General features: G+C 45.8%; 13 protein-coding genes. 10 read left to right on the top strand and 3 right to left on the bottom strand.

What is annotated here, in order from left to right:
• Window positions 1-133: 133 nt before the first annotated feature.
• Window positions 134-2,359: an MMPL family transporter gene (locus NYE35_RS29480; protein ID WP_036681987.1), complete on the top strand. Its 2,226-nt coding sequence runs from the start codon at window positions 134-136 to the stop codon at window positions 2,357-2,359.
• A gap of 496 nt (window positions 2,360-2,855) precedes the next feature.
• On the opposite strand, the gene NYE35_RS29475 is transcribed toward NYE35_RS29480, so the two are convergent.
• The 3 genes from NYE35_RS29475 to NYE35_RS29465 form a co-directional block, all read right to left on the bottom strand.
• Complete coding sequence (locus tag NYE35_RS29475) at window positions 2,856-3,167, bottom strand: antibiotic biosynthesis monooxygenase (RefSeq protein WP_038573690.1); 312 nt, start codon at window positions 3,165-3,167, stop codon at window positions 2,856-2,858.
• Window positions 3,168-4,183: 1,016 nt separating this feature from the next.
• Window positions 4,184-4,903 (bottom strand): 3-ketoacyl-ACP reductase, encoded by a 720-nt coding sequence (locus tag NYE35_RS29470; RefSeq protein ID WP_036681981.1) that lies wholly within the window; start codon window positions 4,901-4,903, stop codon window positions 4,184-4,186.
• A 148-nt stretch (window positions 4,904-5,051) separates the two neighbouring features.
• Window positions 5,052-6,599 (bottom strand): FAD-dependent oxidoreductase, encoded by a 1,548-nt coding sequence (locus tag NYE35_RS29465; RefSeq protein ID WP_076099694.1) that lies wholly within the window; start codon window positions 6,597-6,599, stop codon window positions 5,052-5,054.
• A 159-nt stretch (window positions 6,600-6,758) separates the two neighbouring features.
• Here NYE35_RS29465 and NYE35_RS29460 point away from each other — a divergent pair, with 159 nt between their 5' ends.
• From NYE35_RS29460 to NYE35_RS29420, 9 genes are all read left to right on the top strand, one after another.
• On the top strand, window positions 6,759-8,117 hold the full coding sequence (locus NYE35_RS29460; RefSeq protein WP_036681977.1) for a spore germination protein: 1,359 nt from the start codon (window positions 6,759-6,761) through the stop codon (window positions 8,115-8,117).
• Entirely contained in the window at window positions 8,117-9,217 is a 1,101-nt protein-coding gene (locus tag NYE35_RS29455; protein ID WP_036681975.1) for a GerAB/ArcD/ProY family transporter, read from the top strand. The genes NYE35_RS29460 and NYE35_RS29455 overlap by 1 nt, the downstream gene beginning before the upstream one ends.
• A complete protein-coding gene (locus NYE35_RS29450) occupies window positions 9,214-10,311 on the top strand; it encodes a Ger(x)C family spore germination protein (RefSeq protein WP_036681972.1) in 1,098 nt (365 codons plus the stop codon). The genes NYE35_RS29455 and NYE35_RS29450 overlap by 4 nt, the downstream gene beginning before the upstream one ends.
• Before the next feature lie 90 nt (window positions 10,312-10,401).
• Window positions 10,402-10,797: a Fur family transcriptional regulator gene (locus NYE35_RS29445; protein WP_036681969.1), complete on the top strand. Its 396-nt coding sequence runs from the start codon at window positions 10,402-10,404 to the stop codon at window positions 10,795-10,797.
• Between the two features lie 230 nt (window positions 10,798-11,027).
• Window positions 11,028-13,031 carry a methyl-accepting chemotaxis protein gene (locus NYE35_RS29440; RefSeq protein ID WP_162164269.1) on the top strand — a complete coding sequence of 668 codons (2,004 nt, stop codon included), beginning with the start codon at window positions 11,028-11,030 and terminating at the stop codon, window positions 13,029-13,031.
• 102 nt (window positions 13,032-13,133) lie between these two features.
• Window positions 13,134-13,946, top strand: a complete 813-nt coding sequence (locus NYE35_RS29435; protein WP_036681965.1) for a uroporphyrinogen-III synthase — start codon at window positions 13,134-13,136, stop codon at window positions 13,944-13,946.
• A gap of 206 nt (window positions 13,947-14,152) precedes the next feature.
• Window positions 14,153-14,791, top strand: coding sequence for a ThuA domain-containing protein (locus NYE35_RS29430; RefSeq protein WP_036681964.1), 639 nt, complete (start codon window positions 14,153-14,155; stop codon window positions 14,789-14,791).
• A gap of 98 nt (window positions 14,792-14,889) precedes the next feature.
• Window positions 14,890-15,237 carry a phasin family protein gene (locus tag NYE35_RS29425; RefSeq protein ID WP_036681962.1) on the top strand — a complete coding sequence of 116 codons (348 nt, stop codon included), beginning with the start codon at window positions 14,890-14,892 and terminating at the stop codon, window positions 15,235-15,237.
• Entirely contained in the window at window positions 15,238-16,905 is a 1,668-nt protein-coding gene (locus tag NYE35_RS29420; protein WP_036681960.1) for an ABC1 kinase family protein, read from the top strand.
• Window positions 16,906-17,106: the final 201 nt, after the last annotated feature.

Raw genomic sequence — 17,106 nt, 5'->3', positions numbered from 1 at the left:
GTATTTTATATGTGATGAGGTGCTTTAATTTTTCTGAAAAATAAAAAAAGTTTGATTAAAAATTAAAGCATATATATGATAGAATAAAAAATGACCCGCGGCTCATTTTTAAGGCTGCAAGGTAAAGGAGAGGATGAAGGGAATGTCAGGCTACGGAAAATGGGTGGCAGGAAAAAAGACGAAGTGGATTACTCTTCTCGTATGGATAGTGCTTGTAGGTGCACTTACCCTGTTATGGCCTGCAGTGAATTCTCAGGTTGCTAATAATGCGCCTAACCTCCCAGATGATTCACAATCGGTACAGGCAGCAGCTATTGCAGAACAAGAATTCCCTAGTGGAAGTGGAGTGCCGGCGCTGCTCGTATGGCATAGAGAAGGCGGGCTTTCACAAGATGATTTAGTACATATCACTGCTGTGTACAAGAAGTTGGAGCAGCAACCATTGCCCCATCAGAATTTTGTTCCCCCATTAGGACAACTGCCGCCACAAGCATTACAAGCCTCGTTATCTGAGGATCTTAGTACGCTGGTAACCCCAGTGCTTTTTGATAAAACGGCAGATAGTGATCAGCTCGGCGAAGCTGTGACAGAAATGAAGAAGATCATAAACACGGAGACGGGCGGAGACCCCTCTGCTGCTAAGGTAGATGGAAAAGACCTGAGTTTACGTGTTACGGGTCCAGTGGGCATCTCCATAGATGCTACAGGGCTGTTCAAAAACGCAGACGTTTCCTTGTTAATTGCTACGGTTATGCTTGTTCTGGTGTTCTTATTGGTGATCTATCGTTCGCCGATATTGGCGTTTATTCCGCTTATTGCGGTTGGGTTCGCTTATGGCGTAACTAGCCCGATTCTTGGAAAAATGGCGCAAGAAGGCTGGATCACAGTGGATTCACAGGCGATCTCGATTATGACCGTTTTGTTATTCGGAGCTGGTACGGACTATTGTCTGTTCCTGATTTCACGGTTCCGGCAGTTGTTGAAGGTAGAGGAGAGCAAGAGTCGTGCCCTTCTTCGCTCCATTACCGAATCTTCAGGTGCAATTGCTATGAGCGGCTTCACCGTCGTGCTCGCGCTGTTCGCATTATTGCTGGCTAAGTATGGAGCTTATCATCGTTTTGCCATTCCATTTAGCGTGTCGATCTTCATCATGGGAATTGCCAGTCTAACCCTCGTACCAGCACTGCTGGCGATCTTCGGACGGACCTCGTTCTTCCCATTCATTCCGCGCACACCGCAAATGGAGGTAGAACGGGCTAAGGCTAAAGGCAAACCTGTTCCTGAACCCAAGGTTTCCCGTAAAAAGGGCATTGGCGGCTTGGTAGTAACCCGGCCTTGGGCTATCGTAGGTGTGACCGTTATCGGCCTGGGGATTCTAGCTTCATTCTCCAGTGGCATCAAATTTACGTATGATATCCTATCCTCTTTTCCTAAAAATATGGAGTCCCGCGAAGGGTTCGACCTTATTGGCAAACAGTTCTCTCCCGGAGAATTGGCTCCAGCGAAGCTGATTATTGATACCCAAGGAAAAGCGAGTGGAGAGGATCTAAAGGTCATTCTTGGCGGACTTACCTATGTGGACACGGTTTCCGATCCGCAGCAGGGGGCAGTAAACAAAGATATTGTTGGTTTTGATATTGAATTTAAAAGCAATCCTTATTCACTAGAAGCGATGGGGCATATTCCTACCCTTCTTGCTACCGCAGAGCAGGCATTAATCGATGTAGACGTTGCGAACCCTGCGGATCATGTGTGGGTAAGCGGACAGACGGCAACACAGCACGACACTAAAGAGATTGGAGATCGGGATACCGATCTGATTATCCCCGTGGTCATCGGAATGATCACCTTACTGTTGTTGATATATCTGCGTTCAATAGTGGCCACCATCTATCTGGTCGGCACCGTTATTCTCTCCTTCTTCTCAGCGCTTGGCTTAGGCTGGATTATCATTCACTATGTGATGGGAGCAGATGCCATTCAGGGAGCGATCCCACTGTATTCCTTTGTTTTCTTGGTGGCACTTGGAGAAGACTACAACATCTTCATGATCTCGAATATCTGGAAAAAGCGTAAAACCATGCCGCTTAAGCAGGCTATCGCGGAAGGTGTGAATGAGACCAGCTCGGTAATTACCTCTGCGGGCCTCATTCTGGCAGGTACATTTGCTGTATTGGCAAGCTTGCCGATTCAGGTGCTTGTGCAGTTCGGTATCATCACCGCTCTTGGTGTTCTGTTGGATACCTTCGTGGTGCGTCCGTTCCTTGTACCAGCTATTACGACGCTCTTTGGTCGTTGGTCGTTCTGGCCGGGTAAACATCAAGAGGTGGAGACTCCTCAGCCAGATGTAAGTAAATAATGAGTTTATAAACAACAAACAGGGATGTCCCCGAGCCATATTGGCTCCGGACATCCCTGTTTGTTTTAGGCTTAGGTCCAGGAAATCGCTGGATAATAGTGCTGCTTGTACCAACTAACTGAACTGTATCTAATAGGCTAATCAATAAGTCTGCTGGACGATAATTACTCTAAGTTTTTACTGTAGCAATTAGCATTTAGAAGCGATAACTGTGTTAATTAGCCCGCTGCATTGGTTAGCCAAGAGGTAAAGCCAATTCGTCTGCTACATCAGTTAATCTAGTGGTAATAGCCAATTAGCGCGCTGTATTAGCTAGCCCGGCGGTAAGAGTTAACTAGCGCGCTGTATTAGCTAGCCCGGCGGTAAGAGTTAACTAGCGCGCTGCATCGGCTAACCTAGCAGTAATAGTTAATTAGTTACTGTACTTATCGGGCAACAATCCCGTACACACTGCTGGTCCAATCTAGCTACTACTCCGATTGGTTAGTCCTAATACTTAGTTACCAGGCGTGCGGCTGATCATTAGCTCATATTTATCGATGGAAGCACCCAGGATTGCGTCATTACCACCAGCACCACGGTGCGACTGACGGAAGGAATCGCTGGAGGTCCAGCCTTTGAACGCATCCTCATTCTCCCATACGGTGCAGATTTTTAATTCCTCGATACCTTCTTTGGCATTTCCGCGCCATACCTCCATACGTACAAACCCAGGCATATCCTGTACACCATTATTTCCTCCGAAACGTTGAGCAATAGCTTCGCCATGACCTTCTTTTACTTTAATAGTATTAGTTACTACCAGCATGATAGATAAACCTCCGATCAGAAAGTTAGTATATTCTCAGGACATTGTGAATCGAAATAATATAACATGAGAACCTCGGAAATTAGTATCAAGATCTCAAGGTAACATCGTGATTCTCAAAAGCACAGTACACCCGAAAGTACGGAGCAATGGTATATGACACAAGGCACAAGACACAAGGACAAGGCGCAAGGTACAAGGCACAGAACACAATACACAAACCACAAACCAACTAACAAAATAAAAGACCACCCCAAAAGACACAAGAACGCGGGCGCTTAATTGCACTTTGTACACTTAAATTATCCGTCACACCACAAACGATCGAATAAGTGTATTCTCTGCAACTAATTTGTGCGAATCTGGTGAATCGACGAGAATAGCCTCCTTTTAACTGTATAGAGTGCAACTAAAGTATGATTTATCCTCTAATTACGCTGAATAGATGTACAAAGTGCAACTATTATCTATTTAAACGTTAAGTATTGTGCAAACTCAGGTACCTGCCAAAAATCCAAGTGTCTACTGCAAGTAAAGTGGCTACAGCAAGTAAAGTGGCTACAGCAAGTAAAGTGTCTATCGCAAGAGAAAGTAACTACTGCAAGTAAAGTGCCACCTCAACCATAAAACGTTACTCTAAGCCAAAGTGCAACTCAACTCCAAAGTGTTTACTTAAAACCACCATTACAGCTAGCACCTAATTGCAGTCCCGGTTACCTAATATAGCCCACAAATGAAGTTACATTGCAGAATGTGCAACAGAATGACCCGAATGTTGTCTGAATAAGGCAGTCTGTTGCATTCTGTACAATAGAATCAAGCCCCAATCGCCTAAAAGGAGGGGAGCCACTAAATTGATTGCACAAAGTGCAATCACCCAAGGCCTCATCCTCGTCTAGAGCGATTCTATTGTACAAAGTGTAATTAGATAACGGAGCAGAGCAAGCCTGAGGCGTTATCCCGCACAAAGTGCAATCACCCCAGATCATCCGGCTCCCTACGCGTCCAGCGCGATTTTATTGCGGATTGGTGGTCCACAGTCCTGCTGTTTTTAGGAAGACGCGATCCGGCAGCTTCAAAGCTGTCAGTGCCAATTCAGCAACATCTTCAGGTTGCATCATGCGATCTTCATCACCGATTTTGAGTCCAGCATTGGAAGCTAGGCCAGTGTTGACCGTGCTTGGAGTCAAGGCTACGACGCGAATATTGTGTTTGCGCACTTCTTGTGCGAGGGCTTCGGTCATGCCCATGAGAGCGAACTTGGACGCGCAATAAGCAGAGCCTGTCGCGAAGCCGCGTTCTCCGGCTGTGGATGAAATATTGATGATATTTCCGCCATTTTTCTCAATCATCGCAGGCAGTGCAGCACGAGTTACGTAATAAGTACCGTAAAGATTAACTTGGATGTGGCGCTCCCAGTCTGCAGGGTCCATTTCTACTAAAGTGCCGAATTTTGCGATCCCGGCATTGTTGATTAATGCATCAAATGCTCCAAGCTCATTTTGCAGGGAAGCAACAGCACGTTCAGCTTCTTCGCGTACAGCGATATCGGCCACGGCAATGCTGACTTTAACGTCATATACTTCCGTTAAGGCTGATTTTAACGCTTCGAGATCACCTGAAGTTCTGGAGATCAGGCCTAAATTAGCACCTTCCTTAGCCAGTGCCATAGCCAAGGCTTTTCCGATCCCTTTGCCTGCACCAGTAATTACAACACTCTTTCCTCTCAAATCCATCTCTATCGTCACTCTCCTTCAAACTTTTTTGAAGCAGCTGCTTCATTCAAGTCTTATTATACCTGAATGCTGTAGGGCAATTACAATCGCCCCTTAGAAAAGGGACTGCAATTTTTCATGAATCCGAACTGCCTTTTCATGAAAAGTATTATTCATGGAGTTTCGTCAGCGGTACCGAAGCAGGGCCCTCTAAAACTTCGCCATCGTAGGAGAAACGGGAGCCGTGGCAAGGGCAATCCCAGGAACGATCCCCGTTGTTCCATTCGCATTCACAGCCCATATGGGTGCAGGTTCTATCCACCAGATGAAGTTTACCTTCTGGATCCTTATAAGCTCCTACACGTTTGCCATCATGGAACACAACGGCTCCTTCGTCAGCTTCCAAATCAGTTGTCTTTTTATGGACGATTTCCACTTTGCCCGCCACGAGCTCTTTTGCCACATTGGCATTTTGCACGATGAAGTTTTTTAGGCTGGTGCCAGCTTTGAAGCGGGACGGATCGTACAATTCGGTATACGGATTATCTTTGCGCTGAATCTGATCCGAGATGATCTGTGCGGCCAGCGTACCGCTTGTCATGCCCCATTTTCCAAAACCTGTGGCGATATAAATCTCTGCGTTGTCCGAAATCTTGCCGATGTAGGGCACTCTGTCTAAGGTGATTAAATCCTGTGCTGCCCAGCGGTAAGGGATTGTTTTGATGCCGAGCAGATTTCCTGCGAATAGCTCCAAATTCTCATAATGTCCTATCGTACAGATGCCTTGGCCTGTCTTATGATTGTCTCCCCCGACAATGACCAGATTCATGCCTTCCCACTCTACTGCACGCAGAGAACGGGTGGGTTCGCTTGCGCTTAGATACATTCCACCCTCAAAATCCGTTTCAGGCTGGATCGCCAGACAGTAGGAACGTTCAGCATGCAGCCGCGAGAAATATAATGCTCCTCCATCGTAGAAGGGGAAATGAGAAGCTGAAACGGCGTAGCGGCAGGTGATCCGATACCCGTCCTTTTCAGTAAAAAGCGTAAGCTTATCGTTCTTCTCCACCTTATCTGCCATCATCGTATGCTCATAGATTACGCCACCTTTATCCTGAATGACCTTCAGCAGGCCCTTCAGATATTGCAGCGGGTGAAAGCGGGCTTGCCCTGGTAATTTAATGGCACCACTGGCCATCAGAGGGATAGAGACGTTATCTAGCCACTCTCCGGGCAGACCCAATTGTTCATAGGCTTTATACTCTTCCTCCAGTTGTTTAAGCGTCTTATGATCTTCAGCATCCGCGTACAGAAAAGCCGCCTCATGTTTCATGCCGCAGGATACTTCAAGTTCCTCAGCCGTATTCTGGATCCAATTCATAGCCTCGCTGTTTGAACGATAATAGAGCCGGGCTTGCTCATGCCCAAAATGCTTTATCAAATGATGATAGATTAACCCGTGCTGTGCTGAGATTTTTGCACTGGTAAAACCCGTAGTGCCACTTAGAATTTCCCCTGCTTCCAAGAGCGTGACTTTGTAGCCTGCTTTGCTGAGGAGATAGGCTGTTGTAATGCCTGTAATTCCACCGCCTACCACTGCCACATCTGTAGAAATATCTTCAGCCAGCTTTGGAAAAGTCGGTAAATCCGTGGTATCTCTCCATAATGATTCCGGAAATTGTGGAAGACTTTGCGTTATCTTACGGTTTGGGTCCATCTATTATCCCTCCATCTGTACAATCCTCATCTCATTTATTACCACAGTCCTGTGAAAAGAAACTCCCCGTTCAATTGTGCAGTGCATGAATTCAAAGAAACAGTGCCAAAATAAGGGGGGATCCGGGACGTAAAGGACAAATAGGAGGGATGATGTTCCATGTCAGTTCAACAGGATAAGGACAATATTTCTCTGGAATGGATCAAAGACCAGCTGAACGGGTTCGCGGATTTAATCGATAAAACGAGCGTTGCCCCTTTTGGGCAAATCAACCTGCTCTATATCAAAAGCGTTACAGATGCGCAGACACTCAGCCGCCACGTGATTGCGCCGTTTTATGAAATGGAGAGTATTAGCGCTTATCAGGATTACATTATGACTTATCCGGGCACTGAAGAGGCGACTACGAGAGAGAAGGCGATCGACCTTTTGCTCAGTGGTTATGTGCTTCTGGGTATAAAAGATGTGATTTATTTCTTCGATGCTATGAGTACGGAGAGCAGCGGTGTTAGTGAAACGTCTGCCGAAAGTATTTCACAGGGGCCGTCAGATGCACTGACAGAGGATATAGCGATTAATTTGAACATGATTCGGCGGCGTTATCAATCCACTAATCTCAAAATGGAGACCATGGTCATCGGCGATGTCTCTAAAACAAAGATAGCTATTTTATACGATGACAGTCGTGTTGACTATAACGTTTTAAAAGAATTAAGGGAGAAGATGGGGACGCTAAAGGTTGATATTTTGCAGGCTGCAGGAGAACTTGAGAAGTTTATAAGCAGTGACAAATTAAGAATACTCCCTAAGTCCATCATCACCGAAAGACCGGATAGAGTGGTGTTTAATTTGTCTGAAGGTAAAGTAGCGATAGTGCTGGATACAACCGGTTATGCGATAGTGCTGCCTTCTATTTTTAATGACTTCTTTACATCCATGGATGATAAAATACAGTTTCCTATCGTGGGGCGTTTTCTAAAGCTGCTTCGGATTATCGGTGTGTGCATGACGTTGTGGCTGCCTGCGCTCTACGTAACACTCACCTCGTATAACCCAGAGATTATTCGTGTGCAGATTGCCTTGCTTATTGCGGGCAGTCGTGCGACTGTGCCTTATCCATCTTTTGTGGAAGTGCTTTTAATGCTCATGATGATGGAGTTTCTGACTGAAGCGAGCTTACGGCTCCCCAAGGCAATTGGTCCAACGGCAACGACGGTAGGAGGGCTTATCTTGGGGCAGGCAGCGACGGCAGCAGGACTTGTAGGGAATATCATGATCATATTGGTTTCTGCTGTTGCGATATCCAATTTTCTAATTCCGCTGAATATGATGAGCTTGTCCATACGAGTGCTGAAGTATATTTTTCTTATTGCCGCAGCTTTTTTAGGATTGGTTGGGGTAGTGGTCTGTGTCGTGGGATTCGCCATGTATTTATGCAAACAGCGCAGCTTCGGACGACCTTATTTCAGATTGTTTTTTCTCGATAATCTCGGCAAGAAGAAGGGTGGAGAGCATTGATGGCCAAAAGCCGTTATTTCTACTGTCTTTTTCTGATGAACAGCTTGATCAACATCATTAATTTTGTTCCAAGGGAACTAATAGACAGACGTTTTGGTGGTGCTTTGATGTCCATCCTAATCGGAACGATCTTGGGCACTTTGTTTGTCTATATATTTACTGTACTGATTGCTAAATTCCCCGGCAAGGGGTTTCCGGAAATATTTGACTCCTTGCTTCCTAAGAAGTTAGCCAGAATCTTATTGGTCCTTTTTGCTGGCTTATGGTGTGTGGCCGGGGGAGTTACATTGCTTTCTTTTGTAGATATCACGCTGCGGTTTATCAGTCCCGATTCGAGTCCTTATACGGTTGTGATCAGTTTTTTAGTCTTGGTCTGCATCTGCTGTCGCTTCGATTCTTTATCACTCTTGTATGGGCTTGAAATCATTCTCAGCGTATCCTTACCGTTAATTATTTATGGCCTCGTAAAAGCGTTGACCAATCCGGACTTCAATTGGGATTCTGTTTTGCAGGTCACTACATACTTCTGGCATAAGCCGGACCTAATGAGCCTTGCGGCGGCTACCTTTTCGTTTAGCGGTTACTTAAACCTGGCCATATTTAATCGGGTATTTCATGGGCTGAAGCTGAAGCATGCCTGGATTTTAGGGGTGGAGGGTCTTTTCGTACTGCTCTTGACTTTCTTAGTTCCCATCGGATATTTCGGAACCGTTGCTATTGATAGGCATGTGTATACATGGTTCTCGACGGCCGACAGTATTCGGATGGAATCCTTTATTATTGAACGGATGCTGTTTATTTTTTATTTTACCTATTTAAGTTTATCTCTGGTGAGTGTAATTGTTCATTGGCATGGAGGTTTAGAGCTTTTTAAAGGTGCCCTTTCATCTGTAAAAAAACAGTCCCCAAAAGCAGAGCACTGGAAAGAGTGGGGCATTCTAGGCTTGTTTAGTGCGATGGTTCTGTCCTTAATGGGGCTGGATCAATATCAACTTAATATGTTTGGTGCCTGGTTTCTGCAAATTCGCTGGTTTGGTGAGATGTTCATCATCGCTCTGCTGTTTTATTGTTATCGCAAAGTTAGGAGGGGGAAGCTGTGAGAAGAGTACTTGCTGGAATTGGGATTATATTACTCCTTCTTCTTCCTGGTTGTGACTTCAAGGAGATTGATTTGCGGATTTTCGTGTTAGCGATCGGCGTTGACCAAGGTGCAGAAGAAGGGAATTTTAAGATTAGCTTAAAGCTTGCCATCCCTCAGGGGGATGTTACCAAGATTGATGAGAAGATGCAGATCTTGACGGAGGAGTCTCCAAGCATTTCGGAAGCCCTCCGTAGAATGAAATCCAGAGTGGAAAAGGAGCTTGATTATTCCCATTGTAAATCAATTATTTTGGGGGAGGGGGTTGCCCGTAAAGATATTCTCCATGTTATGGATTGGGCTGTGCGACGTAGAGATATCCAACTTATTGTCAACTTTGCAATAGGGCGTCCGGAAGCACTTCAAGTGCTGAAGGTAAGACCTGAATCGGAGCGGATTCCATCGAATTCTCTTATTCTGGCTATGAGTGGACAAGGCACGGAGTCTCCATTTATTTCTAGTGTGTATTCCTTTCAGCTGATGAGAAATATCTTTGAGGAGGGGATTGATCCGATCCTGCCGATTATCGAGGCCAAAGGGGATAAGGAGTTTTTAATTGATAAAATTGCTCTGCTGAATAACGAGAAAATCAAAATGGTTCTTACGCCCAACGAAACCCGGCTATATAATCTGTTATCACGCCCGAATCTGCGAACCAACTTACCCGCTCATTCCGAAGGTATTATGTATCAATACTACACAGAGAGATCATCTTCAGACTACAAAATCCTGACACCAGAGCATGGGAAAGCCACTATTCGTTATCGTATTAAGATAAAAGGTATTCTCGAAGAGAGCAGTAGCCCGGATTTGGTGACACATCACATGTTGAAGAAGATCCAGGAAGCCGGGGAAAAAGAACTGGAAGAGGATATCTTAGCATTGCTGACCAAAATTCAAGCAAGTGGCCTAGATCCCTTTGGTTGGGGGCTGCATTATGGAGCAAGACACTTTAATAACGATACGGAAATGAAAGTGTGGAAGGGGCTCTATTCAGATCTTAAATTTGAGATCAAAGCTGACGTGAATATTAAATATTCAGGGATGATCAAGTAGCTGGGAAAGAATGTGTGGATAAAAATGGGATTGACGTCCCCATTCACAAGATTTATACTTGATCTAAAAATAAGTTAGAGGATGATAGGAATGAAAAGTCTAAATTTGACCTCCCAACGTCAAGCCGTTTACGATATCGTCCTTAATTCACATGACCATCCTACTGCTGCGGAAGTGATGAATCGGCTAGTAGAGCAGGGACATAGCTTAGCATACGGTACTGTATATAACTCTCTGCGTTATCTTTCAGATAAACAAATGATTCGTGAGCTTAAGCTTGGTGAAGCTGCCAGCAGATATGACGCACGTATGGATGATCACCAGCATATCATTTGTGAGGTTTGTGGAGCAGTAGATGAGGTTATGAATCAAGTTCCGCGTGAATGGATGGATACAGTGGCCAAGGATACCGGTTATACCATTGGTCATGCCCATGTAGTATTTGGGGGCGTCTGCCCGAACTGTAAGAACAAAAAGAATAATTAGGATAGAGTTGCCGGAGCCCTGTGCCGCGGCAATAATAAGTATATCGGAAGAGACCGCTTTCATTGAGGCGGCCTTTTTTGTTGCATTTATATGACAATTCTCAAAAAAAATGAGAAAAACGAAGAAAGATAGGAGGAAAATCGGTTCCTAAAACAGATATAAAATTATATATTAAGTCTGGTAAATGTATCCTTGCCTAAGACTCAGATGAGAGAGAGATGATGACATCTATGAAAAAAAATGCGGGTATGACTATCCGTACCAAGTTAATTCTTACATATCTAATAATACTGCTGCTGCCCAGTATTATAATAGGCTGGCGAACCTATCAAGCTGCCAGCCAGGAAGTGGAAGATCAACTGGTGAACAATGCTACCGAAAGTGTGCTGGCCGTAAATGAAATCATTAACTCTAATATTCAATCCAAAATAGATGCGATTTCTTATTTTGCCGCGGAATTTTCATCTGAGGGGATCAACAGTGAGGGATCTGGGGGGACTTCCTCTGCTGTAAAAGCCAGACTGAAGGAATATGTGGCGCTGCATCCGGATGTACTGGACATTTATGTGGGTACAAGCAATGGCAAGGCTATTCATGCTTTAGATGCTAAGCTGCCGGAGGGTTATGATCCAAGGCAGGAAAGCGCCTATATTAATTCTCTGAAGCAAGGGAAAGGGGCTGTGATTTCTCCTGCTTTTCAAACCGTAAATAAGGAAACCGCGGTTGCGATATCAACGGTTCTTAAGGGCGGTGATGGGGTGATCACAATGAATCTCAACCTGTCTACTTTAGGGGAGCTGACCTCAATTAAGGTAGGGAAGGAAGGTTATATCCTCATCGTTGATAACAGCAAGAAGTTTCTAGTTCACCCTACAGAGGCTATCGGGCAGGAATCGTCCGATGATTTTGTAAAGAAAATGTTCGAGAAAGAACAAGGGGTCTTCGATTATGTTTTCAAGGATACGTCCAAAAAGATGACCTTTATGGTCAATGAACTGACGGGTTGGAGAATCGGAGGTACGATCAGCATTGATGAGGTTAACTCAGCAACTAGTGGAATCCGCGATACAGCTCTGCTTGTTATTGTAGTTTCCGTTCTGCTTGCGCTGGTTGTGATCTATTTTAATATTCAATCGATTTTGAGACCGCTTTTCCGGCTGCGGAAAGCAACTGCAGTGATAGCCAAAGGTGATCTGTCGGAAGACATGGGTGTTTTCCGTAAAGATGAAATAGGGCTGCTGGCAGAGAATTTTCAATTAATGGTGATTAGCTTGCGCGAGATGATTATTGGCGTGCAGGAGATGACAAGCAATGTATCCTCCTCAGCGGAAGAACTGACGGCTAGTGCGGATCAGACTGCCCAAACGATTGAGCAGGTAACCATAGCGATTCAGGACGTAGCAGCAGGGACGGAGCGACAGGTGGGTAGTGTACGAAAAGGAATGGAGAGCACAGCCGCTACAGCCAGCGAGGTCGAGCAGATTTCCACATATATGGAGCAAGTATCTACAATGATGGACAAGACCTCACTCTCAGCATCAGAAGGCAATGATTCGGTTATCAGCGTAGTGGACAAAATCAATGGTATCCATGAAACGGTCGGAGAGCTAGGCAGTGTAATTGACAAACTGAATGAGAGAACCAGTCAAATTGAGGGTATTGTTGGCGTTATCACAGGGATTGCCCGCCAGACCAATCTGCTGGCCCTCAATGCTTCCATTGAGGCAGCCAGAGCCGGGGAACAAGGGCGTGGATTTGCGGTGGTTGCTGCCGAGGTGCGTAAGCTGGCAGAGGAATCAGAGAGATCCGCACATTTGATTGCCGAGCAGATTACCGCTATTAATAGTGAAATGCTGCTGGTAACTCATACGATGGAAGACACCAGACAGCGCGTATCCGAAGGCATTGAGGCTGTGGATACTTCCGGCCGTTCTTTCTCCCGTATCCGAAGAGCAGTAAAGAGTGCCGCGGAGAAGATTGAAGCCATGGGCGGGGTTGTGCAGACCTTATTGGTGGAGTCTAATCATATGGAGAAGGCTATTGGGGAAATTCGCGGCATATCGGAAGAGGCGGCTGTGAATACGGAAACTATCGCAACTGCCGCACAAGAGCAGCTTGCTTCTGTAGAGGAGATGGCATCTTCGTCTACCGACCTTAGCCGTCTTGCAGAAGAACTGCAAAAGCTGGCGAGCCGCTTTAAGATACACGCTTCTGGCAATAAGAATGATTTCTGATAGGAGAACCGGCTTTTTATCTTCCCTTTTCAACTCCTTTGCAAGTATACTGATAAACAATAATGTTGGGTTAGGCAATGGAGAGAGGAGAGATAATAGGAAATGGCAGAGCAATTAAAAGGGTTCACTGTCGCCTTGGCGGGTCCACGCAAATCGGAAGAAATGGCCAAGTTGGTTCAGAATATGGGGGGGACGGCAGTATGCCGACCTGCTCAAGGGACTGTATTTCTTGATGATGAGGCATTGCTGGAAGGTTTGAATGCATGGATCAATCAGCCTCCCTACTTGGCGATCCTGACTACAGGGATGGGACTTGATGCTCTCTTCGATATGGCTGAGCGAATGGGGATCGAAGAACGTTTCTTAGAAGTACTTTCTGGTTCTATTATTGCCGCACGGGGTTATAAGACAGTGAATGCTTTGAAAAAAAGAGGACTTACGCCGGAGGTTCGTGACGACGACGGAAGTACAATCGGATTGATTCGTGGGCTTCAATCCCTGAATTTGCAGGGGAAAGAAGTCGTTCTTCAGCTGCACGGAGATCCAGCTCCTCATATGCTTGCATGGCTGCAGGAGGCTGGGGCTACTACCCGCCAAGTGTTGCCTTATCGCCATACCCCACCTGAGCCGGGCGAACTGGAAAGATTGCTTCTAGAAATCATATCAGGCAAAATTGATGCCGTGGCTTTTACGAGTGCACCACAGTTTCGTTTCCTCTGTCAATTTGCCCGGGAACAGGGAAAGCTGGACGAAATGCTGAAGTCTTTCGAGGATAAAGTGCTTGCTGTTTCTGTAGGGCGGATTACCTCTGAGGCTCTTAAAGAAGAGGGCGTACAGCGTATCATTATGCCTGAGCATGAACGGATGGGAAGCATGATTGTAGAGCTAGGCAAATATGTGGCGGCGAATCGCTAAGTCACAAGTTGCGTCAGCTTTACACGAATGACGTTATCACACAGAAGCATTCCCGCCTGTTATCATGGCCGGGGATGCTTTTTTACCCGGGAAAAATAAGTCCAAAGAGCAATATACCTGCCATCTGCATGGACATTCGCGGCAGTTTTCCTTAGAATATAGGCAACATGTGACGAATAATAACAACGAATAAGGAGGAGGATCCCATGGACAAGAGAAAATGTCTATTACTTGGTGATTACACCCATCCCCGGTTTCATCCACTTCAAGGAGTGGACCAACAAATTAGCGAGATCTTAAATGATTTATTAACCGTGCAATGTTCAGAAAATAAAAAATTAATGCGCATTGAGCATTTAGCAAGTTATGACCTATGTATCGCTTACAATGAATTGTGGAACGAAACAGTCTCCCCTCAACAAACGGCTGGTTTGCTCAGCTATGTAAGTGGAGGAGGAGGACTCATTGTTCTTCATACGGGAGCTTCGTTGACGAAACGTAACGAGCTTGCTCAGCTAATCGGGGGTCGTTTTAACGGACACACGGCTTACGAACCGATGAACTTCAAGGTGCTGGAGCATGACATCACCGAAGGTGTGGAAGATTTCCAATTGGATGAGGAGCCATATCATTTTGAATTTGACCCGTTCACAGAGCGGACTATTCTGCTTCAATATGAATCGGAGGGTCAATGGATTCCAGCTGCATGGTGCCATAGCTACGGTTTAGGACGAGTAGTATTCCTAATGCCTGGTCATCATGAACCCTCCTTCCGTCATCCGGCACTACGTAAACTAATTCTACAGGCGGCTACTTGGGCTGCCCGTATTCCGGTCACTAACTAAGGAATGTTGTGTTTTTTTTGAAATACGTACACAGTGGGGTATACTTTAATCATAAACTCCGTTATGTAATGAAACGGAATCTTTGGGAGGAAAGTGCCATGAGTGATTTGTTTAAAAAAGCGATCTCTTTAGGAGTGGGCCTCACCATTGTCAGTAAGGAAAAAGTAGAGAAGGTTGTTGAAGAACTAGTGAAACGCGGGGAGCTTGCTCCTTCGGAATCTAGGGCTCTCGTCGATCGGTTGATTGAACGTGGTGAGGAAGAACGAGGCATGTTCAAGTCTGCTGTACAAGAGCAAGTACAACGCGTGCTGAAGGAAATGAATGTGCCTGTACAAAACGATATTGCCGAGCTGGAAGGGCGAATTGCAGTATTGGAGCGCCGGTTGGCCGAGCTAGAGGGAATTTCCCATCTAGAGGGAACATCGGCGGAAACGCGTTCGGACTAAATGGCAGTACGCATTAGACATGCCGGACGTTACCGGGCAATCGCCATGGCGCTTATGCGCCATGGTTTTGGCTATATGGTGGAAGAGCTGGGGCTCTATCACTTACTATCCCTTCCACGTCGTCTTGTAACGCAGGAAGCACACACAAGCCTTACGCTCGGGGAGCGGATTCGGCTGGTGCTGGAGGATTTGGGTCCAACCTTTATTAAGCTGGGACAACTCGCCAGTACCCGTTCAGATCTGCTGCCTGATTCTATTATTCAGGAATTGGTAAAACTACAGGATAATGTGCCTCCTTTTCCTGTCGACCGCGTGCGCGCGATCATTGAGCAGGAACTGGATCAGCATATGGATGAAATCTTTAACTCTTTTGAGGATACGCCACTTGCTGCGGCATCCATTGGTCAGGTGCATAGGGCTGTACTACACAGTGGACAAGTCGTAGCTGTTAAAGTTCAACGTCCTGGTATTCTGCGAACGATGAGCAGGGATTTGGAAATTCTCAAAGATTTAAGCACACTTGCTGAAAAGCGGCTCAGCTGGGCGAGGCAATATCAGCTGTGCCGTATGGTAGAGGAGTTCTCTAAATCGCTGCTTGGCGAGCTGGATTATAGCCAAGAGGGGCGTAATGCAGAGAAAATCGATCAGCAGATGGATTATGAGGGAGTGTACATCCCGGATATCTATTGGGACTATACGTCAGCACGAGTGCTGACGATGGAATATGTGGTAGGGACAACGCTGAGTCGTCGCGATGAGTTGCTGAGTAAAGGCGTTAAGCTTAAAGCCATTGCACAGCAACTTGTGGAGATGATGCTTAGACAAATCTTCATTCATGGTTTTTTCCATGCTGATCCTCATCCGGGCAATGTTATACGGATGGGTGATGGAAAGCTGGCCTTGATTGATTTTGGCATGATGGGTCGGCTGAATGAGGAGATGAAGGAGCAGCTGTCTGCGCTTATTATCGCTCTAATGCGCAAAAATACGGATGCAATGGTCCGGGCAATTTTGCGTCTTGGAGTCATTCCTGAGGATGCTGATCGAAGTGCGCTGCATGATGATATGGATCGGCTGCGGGATGAATATTATGATGTTCCATTTAGCAAAATGAGTATAGGCAAAGCCCTGAATGATCTGTTTGGCATAGCGCGAAAACATCGTCTAGTGCTGCCGCCAGATTTGACGATGTTAGGGAAGACAATGCTCACGCTGGAGGGAGTCATCAGCAACTTAGATCCAACCATCAGTATTTTGGAAATGGCGGAACCCTTTGGGCGGGAACTAGTAAAGCAGCGCTTTAGCGGCAGTCGTTTGCAGCGCAAGTTTCTGGGAGGCGTAGCGGATTTAACAGAGAGTCTGCTGGAGCTTCCTGGGCAGGCTAAGCAGTTATCCGCGCTGATCAGTAAGGGAAAGATTAAGGTGGAGATTGTGGCACCCGAGATGCAGAATCTGGAGCGTAAGCTGGACCGGGTAGGTAACCGTTTAGCATTCAGTATTGTGATGCTCGCGTTTAGCATCATCATGACAGGACTCATTATTGGTACTGCGATGCGTGGACAGCCTTCAGTGTTATGGAATTTCCCTACAGTGGAGATTGGCAGCGTGGTGGCACTTCTGATGTTCTTATGGCTGATCTATGCGATTTTTAAATCGGGAAGGTTCTAGCTTAAGGGATTTGAATAATTATTCTTCAGCAGTTTCACACAAATGCCTTTCTATCAAGTACAATATAAAAGATAACTTTCTAAGCTTAACTTTACTTCTATTGTATAAAGTGGAATGGAACGCAAATGGAGTGCCGTCTTAACGTCCGGTGGATCGCTGCTGCCCAGAAACCGAACTTTGACCGCACTCTTTTAACGGGTC

The organism is Paenibacillus sp. FSL L8-0494, assembly GCF_038003695.1.
GTDB classification, from domain to species: domain Bacteria; phylum Bacillota; class Bacilli; order Paenibacillales; family Paenibacillaceae; genus Paenibacillus_AQ; species Paenibacillus_AQ odorifer.
Note: the sequence above shows the minus strand (reverse complement) of the source record. Positions and strands in the feature narration are given on the sequence as shown.